Genomic DNA, 17,971 nt, shown 5'->3' with positions numbered 1-17,971 from the left:
ACCTCCATTCTCATAATTCCTGAATCCTTAAGACCGGCGTCAGTATGATCTGCTTCAGCGGCCTCTCGGGATATGCGATCCTGTCATTTAGAAGCCGTATTGCCTGACGGCCCATCTGGCTGGCATCCCGCTCAATATAGTTGAACTTGTTGTGAATCACATCGAATGCCTCAATTCGGTCCAGCCCGATACAGGCGATGTCTCTTGACAAACGCTCGTCCCTCTCGTAGAGTGCTTTCAGAAACCCGAGGCTGGTTCTGTTGTTACAGGTTAACACTGCCGTGGGGCGGTCCTCCATAGAAAGAAGCTTTTTAGAAAGCTTATATGCTTTCGTCATCCGGTAATCCCCTTCAAATATGTACCGCCTCTCAAGAGGAATACCTGCATCGTGGATGGCTCTCTCATAACCTTTGTATCGAACCCTGGCCAATACTCTGTCCATCGTCGCATTCAGAAGGCCGATCTTCGTGTGCCCCGCCCTGATCAAAGCCATCGTGGCCTCATACAGGCCCTTCTCATCATCAAAAAAAACTCCGTCATACTCCTCCAGACTATCCGTCTGTCGGTCCATAATCACGATTGGGGCGTTCAGATCTTTCAAATGCTTGTTGATCTCTCTCTGCTGTTCCTTGGTTGTATAATCAACCGCCGGTGTGTAAAGCAGCCCTCTCACTCTGTGCTCCTTCAGCATCAGCAGCGCTTTCTTGTCCTTGTCCGCGCTGTCATCTGAGTTGCAGCAGATTAAAGTATAATTATATTTGTCTGCGATCTCCGTGATTCCCCTGAGCATCTCCCCGAAAAACGGGTTATCAACCTCCGGTACTATCACGCCGATCGTATTCGAGCTCTGCCTCGACAGGTTCCGGGCCGTAGCCGAAGGAGAAAAATGGCGCTTCTCCATTATCTCCAGAACCCGTTCCTTCGTCTCCGTCTTAACGGAAGCTGATTCATTCAACACCCGCGACACTGTCGCCTTCGAAACGCCCGCCTCTTTTGCAATGTCATTGATCGTAAATTCTTTAGGCATATTCCATTTCCCCCGCTGAATGTTTGTAACCGGTTTCAGTAAAATCATTATTGCACACAACCTCCCCCTCGTCAACCCCTCATCCTATTCTCCTCATACTTTCGTCGTTTTTAATGTTTTTAGCACCACATTTTTGTATATATTCCACAAAATAATCGACATATTTTTATCTTTCCATTATCCTCCATATTTCGACATCATCCCCCATATTCCCCCAAAAAGAAAGCGGTTTCTGAAAAACAACTCGAAAAATGTCCCCCAATTCTCCTCCGTCACATCCAACTCCATCCGCCGCCCCCGTTCCGCGCTCCCTCCATATGCGGCCACATTTCCGTCATGATGAACCAGCCGCTTGAACCGAATACAGGGCTGGCTTAAAACGTAAAAGGACTGTTAGCTGGAGTAAAGGAAAAGAGACGAAAAACCGGGACAAAACTTGTAATTCCGAATTACAAGTTTTCCTGGGCCCAGCGCACGAAGCCATCAGGCTTCGGGTGATGTGCCCAGGTTGTCCCGGTTTTTCGTCTCTTTTCCTTTACTCCAGCTTACAGTCCTGTCCCGTTTTAAGCCAGCCCTGTACTCGGTTCAAGCGGCGTCCCTTATGCGCTTCAACTGACCGCAATAACCCGCCGCATAAGCCGAATCCCCTCCCGCATTCCATCAATCCCATTCATGAAGCTGGAAGATCCGGCCACAAAGATATCCGCATGTTTTTTAGACATTTCCCCTGCCAGTTCATAACTTACGTTTCCATCAACCTCAATCTCTATATGCTGATATCCCCGTTCGTCAAGATAGTTCCTGCAGTCTTTGATCTTCTGGATCGTCTGCGGAATTGCCTTTTGTCCCGCAAATCCCGGATTTACGGTCATAACAAGAAGACCGTCCATGTCATCCAGGACGTACTGAAGTTCCTCCACTCTTGTCGAAGGATTAATCGCAACCATTGGCTTTGCACCTGTGGCCCTAATAGCCTGAAGTGCCTTCTGCAGATGCTGTGTGCTCTCGGCGTGGACAGAGACATACTCCCCCTCCTGGAAATCGAACCACGCAATTTTCCTTTCCGGATTGTTTATCATAAGATGTACGTCCAGCGGTATATCGGTTGTCTTTCGGAGCTGCCGTACATAATCCGTCCCCAGCGTATAATTGGGCACATATTCACCATCCATAATATCAATATGGAGATATTCTATTTTTTCTTCTTCAAATATTTTCAAATAATCATTCAGTTTGTCGATTTCCACACACATCATGGATGGTGAGATCTTCTTCATTGCCGCCCCTCCTCAGTTCGATATACCGTTTTTTCAAATTCTACCAGCTGATCATATTCCTTTTCCACAATTCTGGCCATCTCCGGTGTGAGGCCTGACATATGCTCTGCTTCCAGCCAGGCGTTGGCCATCTCGATCCCCATTTCATTGCCTATGATAAAACCGCCCATGCACAATACATTCGTATTATTCACCGCTTTGGCCCTCCGGGCCTGATACAGGCTTTCACACAGGGCCGCATAGACGCCTCTGTGCTTGTTGCATATAATGCTGACTCCCATACCCGTACCGCATATCGCAATGCCCCTGTCGTATTCCCGGCTCTGAACGCCCTGTGCCACCGCGACTGCCGCTTCCTGGAACAGCACGGGAGTCTCCGGATCTATATCTGTAATATCGTAGCCTTTCTTTAGCAAATCTGCTTTGATCGCATTCTTTAGTTCAAAACCTGCCGGATCGGCACCCATAATAATTTTCAAGACGATTCCTCCTGCCATAATCGATATTTTATGTAACCGCTTTATTAATATTAGTCATAAATGGCATTAAATGCCTATATTTAAGGTATTAAGAAAATTTTGTGAACTTTATTTTGCTGTAACCGGTTACAAGATGTTTTAAATATAACTCCTTTCCACTCCATTTGTCAATGAACTGGCTTTTTATTTTATAATTTCATAAAATTATACAAAAAACCATCAGCATGCGGCTATGCATTTTATTTTACATTGTGTAATCTGCACAAACCGTCTCTGATGGTTCATTTTTATCTTCTTTTAAAGGTTCTGCTTCACAAATGGGGATTCAATAATAATATGCCGGTAAGCCCTGTCCGGAAATGCTATGCGGTTAATCAGCTGTTCCATGGCCTTCTGCCCCATCTGGTATGCGTCACGCTCTATGTAATTGTAGGGGATTCCCAGGATATTCAGCATCTCCATCTTATCAAGGGATACGTTCTTGTAGTCTAAAGGTATTGACCTGCCGCTCTCATACACCGCCTCCAGAAATCCCTTTGTAGTATCATTATTGCAGGTAATTACTGCCGTCGGCTGAACCGGAAGCTTCATCATCTCTTTTGTCATCATATAGGCGCTCTGTATACTATAATCCCCGAGCATAATATATTCCTCCGGTATAATCAGCCCGGCCTCTTCCACCGCCCTCTCAAATCCGCTCTGCCGCTGCCTGCCCAGCACCCGCTCCTGCGTCCCGTTAATGATTGCAATCCTGGTATGTCCCGCTGCGATCACTGCACAGGTTGCCTCGTACATGGCCGCATTATCGTCAAAGAACACACCGTCCACCGGCAGATCGATGTTCCTGTCTGCAATAACCACCGGCGCATCCAGTGTACGCAGGTAACGGTTCAGCACTTTTCTCTCGTTCTTTTCCTCATAGGATACTGCGGGTACGTAGATCAGTCCTCTTACTCTGTGACCCGCCAGAATTTCCAGTGTCTGCAGATCCTTTTTCTTGCTGTCATCCGAATTAAAGCACATAATGGTCAGTTCATTTTTATCGGCAACGTGTATCATTCCCCGGAGCATTTCGCCAAAAAACATATTGTCCACCTGCGGCAGTATCACTCCGATTGTACTGGATTTCCTGTTCGACAGATTTCTAGCCGTCACGGAAGGCCGGTAATTTTTCTCTTCCATCACCCTCTGGACAGTTTTCCTTGTTTTCTCATCAACTACGTCCGGATGATTCAGTACACGTGACACAGTTGCTTTAGATACACCTGCACATCGGGCTATATCGTTGATTGTTACATTTGGCATCTCTCTAGACCTCGGTTTCATTGGTATCATAATAATTTCGTTTGCTTTCATTATAACTCATCTTTTCCGGGGTTACAATAATAGAACCCTATAAAATCCAGTGTTTTCCATGCTTTTTCCATAAGAGCCGGGAAAGCATATGGACCCCCGGCCGGTATATACACCTGCCAGAAGTCCATATCTTTATCTGATACCAACATTGGTATAAATTTAATGCAGAAATGTAAGAAAGTTATATACGATAGGCACCAATATTGCCGGGAGCATGTTCCCCACCTTGATCATCTTCTTAAACGCCAGATTCACACCGACACAGAATATAAGGACGGAACCTATGCAGGACAGATTCGAAATCAGTGTCTCGTTCATGTAGCCCGATATCAACGAAGCCCCCAGGGTAATTCCGCCCTGATAGACCCCCAGAGGAATCGCAGCAAACATCACTCCAATTCCCAATGTGGATGCGAATACCATCACAATCACAAAATCCAGAAGCGATTTGGCCAGGAGCATCGTATAGTCGCCTGTCAGTCCATCCTGTATAGAGCCTACGATTGCCATTGCTCCGATACAAATCACCAGTGTAGCCGTAACGAATCCGTTCACAAACTGGGTATCTTTCTTAGCATTTACAAGGGCTTTCAAGGTATCTCCCAGATGTTCCATATGCAGTTCTATATTCAGTGCTTCTCCCAGAAGGCTTCCAAGTACCAGAGAAAATACAAGAAGCATGGTATTCTGCGTCTCCAGCGCCCCTTGCGGGGTAATCTTGAGCAGCCCGGTAAGTGCCCCGCCTATTCCAATAAAAATAGTTGCAATACCGCATGCCTGCATCAGGATATCCTGAAAGCGCTGCCTTAATCCGTTTTTAATCAGTAAACCAATCCCGCTGCCTGCAATTACAGCTGCAACATTGACAATTGTTCCTAACCCCTTCATGCAAATTCTCCATTATCCTGGTAATACACTCCCTGATCTGCGCTGATTTGTCCGCACGCTTTTCCCTCGTGCAGCAATCCTTCCTCTACCGCGTTATCCTGAGCAGTTCTTTTTGCCGCCTCTGTCTCACCGCTGTTCTTCTCAAAAAGCAGGCTTTCGTAATCTTGTTCCGGCATCGGCCTGTAGAAGACATATCCCTGTATCATATCACAGCCAATGCCGCGCAGTACTTCCGCCTGTTCCTCCGTCTCGATTCCCTCAGCCACTGTTACCACTCCAAACTGCTTCACCAGCTTAATAATCCCCTCTACAAGGAGCCTGTCCTTTTCTTTAGACGTGATATTCGGGAAAAAAGCAGCATCTATTTTCAGGACGTCAACATTCAGATTCTGCACCGTACTAAGTGAAGAATATCCTTTTCCAAAATCATCGATGGAACTGGAGAACCCGGCGCTGTGAAGATCCTCAACGATCTTGCTCAGCTCATCCCAGTTATCAAACAGAATGGTCTCCGTAAACTCGATCTCCAGAAGACTGGGGGGGATGTTATACTTATCCCGTATCTCTGTGTAGATGCTGACAAAATCGCTGTTATAGAACTGGAGGCGGGATACATTAACTGAGACCGGAAGCGCTTGCAGTCCATCATCCAGCAGATGCCTCAGCCACCTGCAGACTTCCTCAAAAATATATCTGTCCAGAAGAGGTATTGTGTAATTTTTTTCAAAGACAGGGATAAAATCACTTGGTGGAATGATTGTGCCATCCGCCTTCTGCCAGCGCGCCAGCGCCTCTGAACAGACGATCTGGTTTGTCTTCAGATCCACTTTGGGCTGATAGTAGACTTTAAATTCTTTATTCTCAAGCGCACTTCCCATACAGCTTTCAATATCTTTTTCAAGGAACAGCTGCCGGCGTATGCTCTCGTTATAAAAGCGGTATCTGTCAAACTTGCCCGTCTTAACAGCCTTTCTGGCAAAATTTGCCCGGTCCATCAGGCCTTCTATTTTCAGGCTCTCTATTACATCCTCAAGACAGCAGAGCCCGCAGCAGACGGATAGAATATGTCTGTTTCCGGAATTGCGCATATAATCTGTGATCTTTTTGTCAACCTCTTTCTGACGGTTAAGGACATCCTTTTTAGTCTCATAGTGTCTTAGAATCACAAAATTATCGGCATTGACCCGCCCGACTACCTCTTTTTCATCCAGGTCTTGTTCCAGTATGCCGCCGTATTCTTTCAGTATACGGTCTCCCCATTCATAGCCGAATACATCATTTATATACTTAAAATCTGCAAAATCCACATAAAAGACAGCGTATTTCAGCCCGCTGTCCTCATCCAGAAACTCCTGTGCAGTCTTTTTAAACTTATCTACTGTATAGACATTAGTAAGGATATCCCTTCCTGCTTTATCCTCCAGGCTTTTATTCGCATGTTCCAGATTCAGCATCTTTCTGAGGCTGGACCAGAAGATCAGAAGCCAGATAAGAACAATGCAGATAATCAACACAACTGTCATCCGAAGAAGGTTCGTTGTACGGTGTTTAGAATATGCCTCTGCTGCAAACACCGTTTTGTTCGCCTGATTAAAATAAATCTCACTGTTTTCAAGCAGCACTTTTGCATCCGTATACCCGCCCCGGTAATTATAGATATCTTCTTTCAGGCTTGCCCATTCGGTTGCCAGTTCCCCCAGGCACGCCCTGTATTCTTTATCGTCAGGAAGGATCAGACCATATTTGCCTTCGCCTGCGCTCAGATTGTCCATAATGTCGTCCAGGTATGTAATCAAACTATCACTGGGCTGATTGTTCATTTCCAGCTTCACGAGACGCTGGGTGGCGCCGCGGACAATACCGACATAGTTAATTAACTGGCCATAAGACTGCGAACTATAAACCGAACGTAACACAAACACAATTAGAAGATCCATGGCAAGAAAAAAACCAAGAAGAGCATACTTCCATTTTGCTTTCATTCCATTTGCCCTGTGCCTTTGTAACCCAGGGAAATCCCCTGTACAAAAACGCTCCCTTTCCCTCATACTTAATAAGTCCTGTATAGATTAGTATAACATGCACAGGTTAAGATTTCCACACTAAATGAGCCTTTAGAATAGCCGTATTTTCCGTCTTCGCGAACACTTTATCACGGGACAGTCTCAGAACTTCATATCCCGTCCGCCCACCGCCGTATCAACGTCTGCTCTGTCCGTTCCCCATACATTCACTTGGACTGCTGCCGGTAAACTTCTTAAAAACCTTTGAAAAATAGAGCGGATCTGAGAATCCGACCTCACTGGCCACATCTTTTGCCTGTATTCCCTGTTTAAGAAGCAGACATGCCTTATCCATCCGAACTTTTAGTAAAAATTCATTTGGTGACATCCCGAAGGCTTCTTTAAAAACGGAACGCAGGTAAAACGCAGAATAACCAAACCTTTCTTCCATGATCTGACTTGAAAAAGGAAACTGGTAACTTTTCATAATATATTTTTTTAATTCTTCCGCCAGTCCTCCCCGATTCTTTGACGGTTCTACACTTACATAGAAATACTCCTTCACCACCGATTCTGTCTTTTCGATTAATTTATTGTATTCGAACTCATTTTCCAGAATTAACACAATTTCTTCCTCAATATCCAGGTAGCTGATCTGAGTCGGAACCTTTTCACACAGACGGAGGAAGAAGCTTTTCATTCCGTACTCCAGATACTTCCTTTTTGTTCCCGCCAGTTCAATAACATGTCCAAATACTTTTACCAGCGTGTCCTGGGTAATACCGGGCTGGATTCCCTCCAGTACAGCCTCCAGCCTGGCCTTGTCAATACCGCCCTCCTGCTGCCGCTTTTTTTCAGGAAAGAAGATGGAAGACTTTCCGAATTCCATCCTCTCTTTCGCCAGATCAGACAGGTTCTGATAAACGGAATTAATCTCTGAGATCCGTACCGGTCCAGTACTCGATACCACCGTAATCGGCAGCAGGGAACCGTCCGCATGGCTGATCATGCCTTCCAGTAACTCCCTGTACTGCTTCGTATTTCCATTTACAAAAAGAATCCTCTCTGAATCAAGATGACCTTTGGCCAGCCAGAAACGGTTCTTTTCCACCTGCCCCTCTATATATTTTCTCAGATATCTTTCTGTATCTTCCTGTCTGGTCTTTGTTTCCTCTGACAGGCTTCCACCGGAGCAGCCGCCCAAAAAGCAGCTTGCCACAAAACAGATATTCTGCATTCCGCCCTCATCTTCAAATACATTCCTGGATATCTTTTCGAAGGAATCGAATGGCTGTTTCTTCTTTTTTATCTCCACCTCTACTTTTAGTTTGTTCAGCAGATTCCCAAGCTCTTTTTCGTCAAGGGGCTTCAACAGGTAATCAAAAGCATTGTATTTCAAAGCCTTTTTAGCATAATCAAACTCACGGTATCCCGTTAAGATCACCGGAATCAGATCTATATTGTTATCGCATATATACTGCAGCTGAAACAAACCGTCATAGATTGGCATATTAATATCCAGAAATGCAACATCTATCTGGTGTGTATCCAGATATTCTTTTGCCTGTTTCCCGTTAAAAGCCGTGTATTTCACGTTAAAATCCGGATCGGCCGCCTCAATTGCTTTCATAATATTTCTGAGAATCGGTCTTTCATCCTCTGCCACCAATACCTCAATCATTCAATCACGCCTCCTATCATTACCGTGGTTCCGTTGTCCCTGTTTCTGAAAATATCAAATTCCATGCCATCTTTATAATGGATGTACAGTCTAATTAAGATGTTCATCAGCGAAAAACCTCCTATTTTCAGGTTTTTCACCAGTTCATCCATACTGGCGTCATTGATTTCCATCAGACGTTTTTTGATCTCTTCAATGCGGCAGGGTTCAATTCCTGCACCATTATCGCTGACTCTGATATACCATTTCCCGCCCCTTTTATAGCAGGAAACCTCTATCTTCCATGGAAAATCCGCTTTATTCAGGCTGTGCCTGATTGCGTTTTCAACCAATGGCTGAATCATATATTTGGGAATCTGGATTTCTTCGCAGCCCTCTTCCACACCAATCTCATAGATAAAATCCTCTTCATATCTGTACTTTACCAGCTTTAGATAAGAGACAATGTTGTCTATTTCCTGGTTCAGAGTCGTATCCTGCTTCGTGTAGTCCGAACTGTAATGGATCATAGAGGACAACATATTGCTGACATCCTTTGCCTTTTGGTTCTCCCCCTCATCTGCAAGCGAAGATATAATCGCCAGCGTGTTGTGGATAAAATGCGGATCTAACTGAGCCTGAAGGGCAAGCATCTGGGCATTAATTTTCTCAGTCCGCATGGTGATCGTCTCCTCAATCGATTCCTGCAGGCTTTCCATCATATGGTGAAAGGACTGCTGCAGTTCCTGTATCTCGTCTATGGAGTGCGCCTCTTCCAACCTGGAAACATCATCCAGATCTGTCGTCTGAACCATATCAAAAAGCGTGATTAGTGGTTTCGTAATCCTTGTCACCACTTTTCTCTGTACTAAGACCATGGATATCATGATCAGAGAAGCGATCATAAGCAGCACAAGTATCGTAACAAACACAACCCGTCTTCCATTTTCATTGTGACTTGCCAGCCTGATTTGGAATCCATCTGCCATATCCTTCGTTACGACAAATGCCCCGGTATCCTCTCTCTCCTCCCCAATCTCCAATATAGTTCTGCCATGATACAGTATCTCTGCATTCCCGCTCCCAAGCAGAGGGGTAATCTGTTCCTTGATCCCGTTCAGGGATAAATGTACTTCCAGATACCCCAGCGGCAGGCCGTCCCGTATGTTGCTGTCCCTGACCGAACGCACAATGGCAATATAGCCGTCTGTCCTGAACTTTGTATTCTGCAGCACGTCTTCGGTATATACCAGATTTGTACTGACGCCTTTATTCCCTGCCAGGAGTGCGATGACTGAATCCACTCTCTGTTCACTGACATAATTCTGTACACCCTTTAGCGTGACACTGGAACCACAGGCAAGAAAATCCCCGTTTTCATTATAAAAGCAGATCCTGTAAAGTAAATCCTTTTTTACCAGATACGGATACAAATACTGAAGAATGGAGTTTGCCTCCGTATGCTCATGGCTGAAATAGTTGCTCTTATCCGTATCATAATACAGCTTATTTAAAACATCCTTAATATACGGATTATTCCCTGTCTGAATGGCTGTATTGTCCGCAAAAAAGAAACTATTTTCCAAAATATTACCAACCGAATCCGCAGTCCGGCCTGCATTTTCCCGGAACTGTCTGTTATTTTCACCAATATAATAAAATGCAAACAATAAAAAGCAAAAAGTAACCACACATAACAGGACTACCATATTCGTAACCAGAATTTTATTTTGAAATTTATACTTTTTCAATTTAGGCCCCCTTCCTTTCTGTGGTTCCTCATAAACTGCTCAATACGCGATGTTATAATTGACGCTATGCTTCATTATACCATAAACACCACATGGTAAGACAGGGCTTTGCGCCCCCTGACAGGCGATTCTTTCCCACCTTTCCTACCGACCGGATGCACACAGCACTGTAAAGGGATAGCCGTGAAGCGCCGGAAGGGTATATGCCCTTCCGGCGCTTCACGGCTATCCCTTTACGGTGCGTCCTCCGCTACTCAATATAAATTTTGAGAACCACTGGTTTATCATCGGCCTCAATGCCGGCGGATACTTCCAGGGTATCACGGAATTCAAAAAATGGTTTCACATTCTGACCCAGTATTTCTATATCCCGTATAGCTGTCCTCAAATACTTGATGCTTGCCATTGATTTTATCTTTACCATGCCATTTTCCGGCCACTTCATGACAATCGCATACACAACATCGGCTTTGCTTGTAAATCGGATATCTTCCGATGTAAACGCTTCTCTCTGGGTATCTGTGAACTCTCCGTCCGGCACCGCTGTCGGGCCTTCCCCGTATATTTTCCAGTATTTTGTATCGTAAATGGCTTCCCCATTTGTTTCCAGCCACTTTCCAATCTCCAGGAGAAGCGCCTCGTCTTCCTTCGGAATCGTCCCGTCCGGCTTTGGTCCGATGTTCAATAGCAGCGATCCGTTTTTACTGACCACATCCACCAGATTGCAGATAATATCTTTCGCGTCCTTGTACACATTGTTTTTTGTGTACCCCCAGGAATTTTTTGCCACTGAGGTATCATTCTGCCAGAAGTCCGGGCTGATATCCCCCATCTGCCCCCGTTCTACGTCTTTTACTACACTGCCGTGTACAAATGCATCAAACTTTGCATTGATGGCTACATCTATGCCCCATTTTTGTGCCTGATTGTAGTAATATGCAGCAAATTTTTTCAGATATGGCTTAAAAGCATAGGTCTGTATCCACCAGTCAAAATAAATGTCTCTTGGCTGATAGCGGTCCACCAGCTCACAGGTCCTGACCAGCCAGTCTTCCAGAAACTCCTGGTCCGGCGGATTATCCATAAAATCCCCCCATGCCCGGGTGGGTCCGGCTGCAGGGCCATAAAAATCCGCATATCTCTCATCGTTTACATCCGCCTCCGGCGTTTCACGGCCCAGGTTATAGAACCACCAGTGTTCCGCCCTGTGAGAGGAGGTGGTAAACACCATGCCCTGTGCCTCGATTGCTTCCTTTAATTCGCCCAGCACGTCCCTCTTCGGCCCCATCTGTTTTGCATTCCATTTGCTGAGCGCACTGTCGTACATCTGGAATCCGTCGGTATGTTCCCCGACCGGCATCACATACCTGGCGCCTGCCTTTTTAAACAGTGCTGCCCAGGCAGCCGGTTCGAATTTTTCTGCCGTGAACATCGGAATAAAATCTTTGTATCCGAATTCGCTCAGACTCCCATAATTTTCTATGTGGTAGTTGTACTCTGCTGAGCCTTTCCTGTAAACATTCCGTGAGTACCATTCATCCCGGAATGCAGGAACACTGTATATCCCCCAGTGTATGAAAATACCGAACTTGGCATCCCGGTACCACTTTGGAACCGGATGTGTGCACAGTGATTCCCATGTATCTTGATATGGCCCTTCGCTGATGACTCTCTCAATTTTCTCTAAATATTCCTGTCTGTCCATTTTCTTTTTCCTTTCTCAATTTCTGCTTCGTCTTTGGTTCCTCTTTATCTGTTCTTTTGTTTAGCCCTTCACGGCCCCGGAAGTCATACCTTCCACAATATATTTCTGAAGGCAGAGATATAAGATTATCACAGGCAGGATCGTAATCACCAGCATAGCAAACACGTAATTCCAGTTTCTGGAGTATTGGCCGAAGAAGTTATATACCATAAGCGGTATGGTCCACTTTTCTGAGGAATCCAGATAAAACAAAGGTATCATAAAATTGTTCCACGTCTGTATTGCTGTCACAATCAGATTGGTTATCATAATCGGCTTCATGACCGGAAGGATAATCAGAAAGATCAGCCTGAGGGGCCCGCATCCGTCAATCATAGCCGCCTCGTCGATTTCCCTGGGCACGCCTTTGATAAAGCTTGAAAAAGTCATAACCGTAAATGGCAGCTGGATTGCGGCATAGATCAGGATCACCCCAATTCTGGAGCCATACAGATGCAGGCCCTTTAACAGTGCAAATGTGGTAGCAATCTGGAAAGAAACCGTGAGTCCCAGTATAAAGTAATTATAAGTTGCGGTGGACGCCCTGCCCCTGTTCCGCCCCACATAGATACCTGCCAGGGCGCCAAACAACAGTACAAGAACAGTTGCCGCAGCCGTCATGATAAAGCTGTTAAAATATCCCGTTAAAACATGTCCCTTCTCAAGCACGTATGCATAATTGGACCATTCTATCACAGAAGGCAGGCTCAGATCGAATCGGATTGCCTCTGCCTTAGGTTTCAGGGAACCCAGGACCATCATAATGATTGGTATCAGATAAACGCAGGTTACCAGAAAGAGAATGCTAACTTTTATGATGTTATGTTTCTTTTTCATTATAATTCAACCTCCCTCTTTCTGAAAAATCCGTTCAGTGCAAAAGAGATGATGATTACCAGTACAGTCAGGATAATACTGGCTGCACTTGATTCCCCCAGGTACCCCAGGCTGAACGCCTTAAAACCATAGGTGCTCAATACCTGTGTATCCGTTCCCGGCCCGCCGTTTGTCAGTACATATATGATGTCAAACACCTTCATGCCGCCCGCAACGTTTAACGTTACATTTACGGTAACAGCGGGCATAATCAATGGAAGTGTGATCTTTATGAACTGTTTGAAACAAGATGCCCCTTCCGTGCTGGCCGCCTCATAATAATCCCTGGGTATTGCCTGCAGGCCTGATATGAACACAAACATATTAAATCCCGCCCACATCCAGCTTTCAATTAGAATAATCCAGGTCATTGCCGTACCGTACTGCCCCAGCCACTCTCTCTGAAAAGAAGTCAGGTGCAGAATCTCAAGCAGATTATTAAGCAGTCCGTTTTTTGCTAATATGGCAGTGAAGAGCACGCCGATGACCGTCATACTGAGGACACAGGGAAGATAAAAAATCGTCCGGAATATGGCATTGCCTTTGAACGGCTTTACCAGTGCCAATGCCAGCGCCAACCCGAAGACGACCTTTAACACCGTTGTTGCGATGGCATACAAAAAACTATTAAACAAAGATTTCATAAAAACCGGATCTTTTAAGATTTCTATAAAACTGGTAAGCCCCGCAAAAGAGGGCGATGTCCACCTATTCACATTCCAGTCGGTAAATGCAAGCACCAGGCTCATTACAATCGGAATAATTACAAAAACAGTATAGACTGCGATGGCAGGAACGGAGAGCCAGAAAGGATATCCTCTATGTTTCTTTTTTATCATTGTCTTACCTCCCGGCCACGGAAATACCGGCATTTTTTCGCCGATATCCCCATGCCACTGTTTGTATTACATTGCGTTTTCCTTCAGGTACTTTTCCACATCGGCCTGGAAATTATCCAATACTTGTTTTCCGTCCATATTTCCTTTTGTCAATGCCTCGAGATAGTATGTCCAGAGTTTTTCACTGAAAACCGGCTCAATACTTCCCCAATGAAGGTTCATCTCCGTAACATAAGTTCCTGCATCCATATGCTTTTGATATAATTCCAGAATGTCTTTTGGCAGTTCTCCTCCCTCAACGCCTTCAAAGGCAGGGAGCCCGGGTGCCTCCTCAAAGTACAGGTTCAGATAATCCGGGGTGGAGAAAGCTGAAAACATCTTTTTAACAATCTCAATATTTTCACTGTCTTTTCCAGCCACAAATCCACTTGTATAGCTTGAAATACTAATCTGGTCTTTTTCATCAAAGGGCAGAGGCACGTTAAATACACCAAATCTGGTATCCGGGAACATTGCCTGGTTGGATGGGATCATGAATGCCTCCCCCATAATCATGGCCCCCTTCTGGTCACTTAACTCTACCCATGCATCGTCCCATGAAAGAGTGGCTATGTCATCATTAAAATAACCCTTATCCTTAATATCCAGCAGATTATCAATTACTTCCGCCATTTCCGGATAGTCGCTGAATTTCTTCTCCCCATTTAATATGGCTTCTGTCATTTCCACTGCCGCTTCATCAGAGCCTATAGCACGTGCATAACCATTTGTCATCCAGATCTGAGGCACCCAGGCATCGCTGGCCAGCAGGATGGGGCTGACTCCCATTTCTTTTATCTGCTTGCAGAGCGCGTCAAACTCTTCTGTTGTCTCCGGAATACTCAGATCCTTCTCTTCAAAGAAGTCTTTATTATATAAGAAGCACTGGTACCCGGAATTTGCCTTCAGCGGAAACCCATACTGTTTTCCGTCTACCTGAGACACTTCCGGCTGCAGCAGGCTTTCAACCCACGACTCATCCGAAAAATCATAAAGCTCTGTCTCCGGATCCAGATAATTGTACAGATGCGGTATATTATACTGGATAATATCCGGCAATTCCCCTGACGCCTGCTTCATCTGCAGGATATTCAGATATTGGTCATCCGGTATTACCTGCGCGTCTACTTTGATATTTTCTTCTTCTTCCAGTTTTTCCAGCATACGCTGTAATCCATCATTGTTCTGGCTCTGGATCAGAAGTGCGGAAATCTTTCCGCCCTCGGAAGCCTTTTTTTCTTTTTCTTCGCTCTTCCCGCATCCTGCAATGAGTACGCTTCCTATCATTGCAGTGCTTAAAACTGCTGCCAGCCCTCTGGCGAAAGTTTTCTTCCTCATTTTCGTTCCTCCTTGTGTTATCAGTAATTATTTTTATAACAAAAAACCGGCCTGTCTTCTTCCCAGCCAACCTTCATTCTATAGGTATGGCGGTTTGGATCATAGAGCGGATTTCCCGAGATCTCATCATATTGCCTGGCATGATAAAACATAATCTCTTCCCGGCCGTCCTCACTTTTTACGAACGAATTGTGCCCCGGTCCGTAAAGACCCTTTGCAGGATCACCGGACAGGACCGGACAACGGCTTTTTCCCCAATTCCCGGGGTCCAGTAAATCCTCGCCGGCATCAATGCTCAGCATCCCCATGCAATAGCATTTTCCGGTTGCACTTGCTGAATATGCGATATAGATCTTGCCACCCTTCCTTATTACAGCAGGGCCTTCATTAACCCAGAAATCAATCCTTTCCCAGTCATAATCCGGTGATGAAAGCAGTACCTGCTCTGTTTTTAATTTTAACGGAGATTCCATTTCAGCTATATATAAATTCGATATTTTCTTTCCTGTACTTACCTTCTCTGCCCAGACACAATAAAGCTTATCTTCATGGGTAAATACAGTCATATCCAGAGAAAAATCCTGAAACGTAAATGCGTCCGCCGCTTCTAACATGCCCCTCTCCATCCACGCATCTGCCAGCGGATCCTCTCCCGTACATTCCAGCACATACGGGCGGATATCCCAGATGTTGTCTTTATCGCCCGCTGCGTAGTAGATGTACCATTTTCCCTGAATATAGTGTAGCTCAGGAGCCCAGATATGTATACTCATTCTTCCGTTTTCATGCTTCTTCCAGACTGTAACTTCCTCTGCATCCCGAAGCCCGTCCAATGACTCTGCGCGCCTCAGCACAATCCTGTCGTATTCCGGCACAGACGCCGTAAAATAGTAATTTCCGCTTTTATCCTTCGTTACAAAAGGGTCCGCCCTTTGCCTGATAAAAGGCTGATTAAACTCGGTACTTATATAATTGCTGCTGTTCACGTTACTCCTCCTGTTGATTTTATTTTTTCTGTATCCGCAGCCGGATCATGTTCCATGACAATCCAGGCAGCTCAATCTGCACGTCCCCCCCGGCTGTCTCTGTTCTGCCATTCCCGTGAGGCTTAACCGCTGCACTGCCCAATGAATTCACTGCCTTTTTATCTTCTGATTCCATCACCACATGTTCTATGACATTGCAGCACTCTAACCCCTGCAAATAGAGACGCAAATTTTTCTTGTTTGAACTGTCCCTGTTTATTGCAAATACTACTAATTCAGAATCCGGCTCATTATATACAGCCACATAGTCCAGATTCTTTTTTTCGCCTTCTATGACCCGCCCGTCCAGCACCACGCCTTTCCCATATTCCGCTACATGTGAGAACGGGTAATAGATCGGCTGATACCAGATGCCCCCGTTTTTTTCAGTCATGATCATGGCACTGACATTTACAAGAAGGGACTGGCATGCTATTTTTACCCGGTCTGCATTTTTCAGCAGCGCAAGTATCATTCCACCGAAAAGCAGGCTGTCTTCAAAAGTGTAGACCATCTCACTGATCGCAGGCGCCTGTACCCATGAATTATTATCACACTGCTCTGCCACCTCCTGCGCCCGATACGCCCATACACCCCATTCATCAAAGCTGATGTTAATCTTTTTCTCGGCGCGTTTTTTTGCTTTCACATAATCACATGCTGATACCACATCTTTTATATACCTGTCCATCTCATCTGCCTGAGCCAGGTAATCTTCTGTTCCTTTTTCCTGGCCTGCAAAATATTGATGAAGGGATATGTAATCGATATATTCGTATGTATACTCGAGCACTGTTTCTTCCCACTTTGGAAATGTCTCCATTGTCTTCAGTGAGCTTCCGCACGCCGAGAGTTCAATAGACGGATCGATTATTTTCATCACTTTTGCGGTCTCAGCCGCAAGCCGTCCATATTCTTCCGCAGTTTTATGTCCGATCTGCCAGGATCCGTCCATCTCATTTCCCAGGCACCACATCTTTATATGATAAGGTTCCTCCCGTCCATGGCTCCTTCTGAGATCGCTGTACTTTGTACCTCCCGGGAAATTACAATATTCCAGGTAATGAAGTGCGTCTTCAATTCCTCTGCTCCCCAGATTAACCGCCAGCATTGGGGTTACGTCCGCCTTTTGGGACCATCGGAAGAATTCATCGGTACCGAATTCATTCGTTTCAATCGCTTTCCAGGCAGGTTCCAGGCACTGCGGCCGGTTCGCCTTCGGGCCGACCCCGTCCTCCCAGTGATAACACGAAACAAAGTTGCCTCCCGGGTATCTTACCTGGGTAATTCCTGCGTTCTTTACTGCCTCCATAACGTCCCTGCGGAAACCATCCTCATCTGCCAATGGGTGGGACGGCTCATAGATACCGCCGTATACAACCCTCCCCATATGCTCCAGAAAACTCCCATACAGCCTTGGGTCTATCTCCCCGATTTCATATGCAGTATTTATAAGAATCTTTATTTTACACATCACGATCCTCCCCCTCGTTCTTTGTATTATTAGTTTGAATTTAGCCGGTGTGCGGATACGTACTCGTTATCAGTTATTTTATGTCTTGAATTATATAAGAAATATAGAGTTTATAGAATGTAATTTAAGCAACAGCAACATGTAAGATTTGCAACAAGAAAATTTCTGCATATACTAATAAAAAAGGAATTTTTA

General features: G+C 45.3%; 14 protein-coding genes. All 14 read right to left on the bottom strand.

Annotated elements, in window-relative coordinates:
- Positions 1-10: 10 nt before the first annotated feature.
- A complete protein-coding gene (locus GKG43_RS02655; RefSeq protein ID WP_243125810.1) occupies positions 11-1,075 on the bottom strand; it encodes a LacI family DNA-binding transcriptional regulator in 1,065 nt (354 codons plus the stop codon).
- A 560-nt stretch (positions 1,076-1,635) separates the two neighbouring features.
- Positions 1,636-2,304 carry a ribulose-phosphate 3-epimerase gene (locus tag GKG43_RS02650; protein ID WP_129878482.1) on the bottom strand — a complete coding sequence of 223 codons (669 nt, stop codon included), beginning with the start codon at positions 2,302-2,304 and terminating at the stop codon, positions 1,636-1,638.
- Entirely contained in the window at positions 2,301-2,783 is a 483-nt protein-coding gene (locus GKG43_RS02645) for an RpiB/LacA/LacB family sugar-phosphate isomerase (RefSeq protein ID WP_243125809.1), read from the bottom strand. The genes GKG43_RS02650 and GKG43_RS02645 overlap by 4 nt, the downstream gene beginning before the upstream one ends.
- Before the next feature lie 297 nt (positions 2,784-3,080).
- Complete coding sequence (locus tag GKG43_RS02640; RefSeq protein WP_243125808.1) at positions 3,081-4,139, bottom strand: LacI family DNA-binding transcriptional regulator; 1,059 nt, start codon at positions 4,137-4,139, stop codon at positions 3,081-3,083.
- 159 nt (positions 4,140-4,298) lie between these two features.
- A complete protein-coding gene (locus GKG43_RS02635; RefSeq protein ID WP_050641918.1) occupies positions 4,299-5,027 on the bottom strand; it encodes a DUF554 domain-containing protein in 729 nt (242 codons plus the stop codon).
- The gene (locus tag GKG43_RS02630; RefSeq protein ID WP_129878480.1) at positions 5,024-7,009 is read right to left on the bottom strand and encodes a bifunctional diguanylate cyclase/phosphodiesterase; all 1,986 of its coding nucleotides are present in this window, start codon (positions 7,007-7,009) and stop codon (positions 5,024-5,026) included. Before GKG43_RS02630 ends, GKG43_RS02635 begins: the two co-directional genes overlap by 4 nt.
- 217 nt (positions 7,010-7,226) lie before the next feature.
- Positions 7,227-8,711, bottom strand: coding sequence for a response regulator (locus GKG43_RS02625; protein WP_129878478.1), 1,485 nt, complete (start codon positions 8,709-8,711; stop codon positions 7,227-7,229).
- Complete coding sequence (locus GKG43_RS02620; RefSeq protein WP_129878476.1) at positions 8,708-10,441, bottom strand: histidine kinase; 1,734 nt, start codon at positions 10,439-10,441, stop codon at positions 8,708-8,710. The genes GKG43_RS02625 and GKG43_RS02620 overlap by 4 nt, the downstream gene beginning before the upstream one ends.
- 250 nt (positions 10,442-10,691) lie before the next feature.
- On the bottom strand, positions 10,692-12,146 hold the full coding sequence (locus GKG43_RS02615; protein WP_129878474.1) for an alpha-L-fucosidase: 1,455 nt from the start codon (positions 12,144-12,146) through the stop codon (positions 10,692-10,694).
- A gap of 60 nt (positions 12,147-12,206) precedes the next feature.
- Positions 12,207-13,022 carry a carbohydrate ABC transporter permease gene (locus tag GKG43_RS02610; RefSeq protein WP_129878472.1) on the bottom strand — a complete coding sequence of 272 codons (816 nt, stop codon included), beginning with the start codon at positions 13,020-13,022 and terminating at the stop codon, positions 12,207-12,209.
- Positions 13,022-13,900, bottom strand: a complete 879-nt coding sequence (locus GKG43_RS02605) for a sugar ABC transporter permease (protein ID WP_129878470.1) — start codon at positions 13,898-13,900, stop codon at positions 13,022-13,024. Before GKG43_RS02605 ends, GKG43_RS02610 begins: the two co-directional genes overlap by 1 nt.
- A gap of 66 nt (positions 13,901-13,966) precedes the next feature.
- The gene (locus tag GKG43_RS02600; RefSeq protein WP_129878468.1) at positions 13,967-15,277 is read right to left on the bottom strand and encodes an ABC transporter substrate-binding protein; all 1,311 of its coding nucleotides are present in this window, start codon (positions 15,275-15,277) and stop codon (positions 13,967-13,969) included.
- A 20-nt stretch (positions 15,278-15,297) separates the two neighbouring features.
- Complete coding sequence (locus GKG43_RS02595) at positions 15,298-16,263, bottom strand: family 43 glycosylhydrolase (protein WP_129878467.1); 966 nt, start codon at positions 16,261-16,263, stop codon at positions 15,298-15,300.
- A 19-nt stretch (positions 16,264-16,282) separates the two neighbouring features.
- Positions 16,283-17,776 carry an alpha-N-arabinofuranosidase gene (locus GKG43_RS02590; protein ID WP_129878465.1) on the bottom strand — a complete coding sequence of 498 codons (1,494 nt, stop codon included), beginning with the start codon at positions 17,774-17,776 and terminating at the stop codon, positions 16,283-16,285.
- Positions 17,777-17,971: the final 195 nt, after the last annotated feature.

The sequence above is a fragment of the Eubacterium sp. BIOML-A2 genome (assembly GCF_009680135.1).
Lineage (GTDB): Bacteria > Bacillota > Clostridia > Lachnospirales > Lachnospiraceae > Faecalicatena > Faecalicatena contortus_B.
This window is presented reverse-complemented; position numbering and strand designations above follow the sequence as displayed.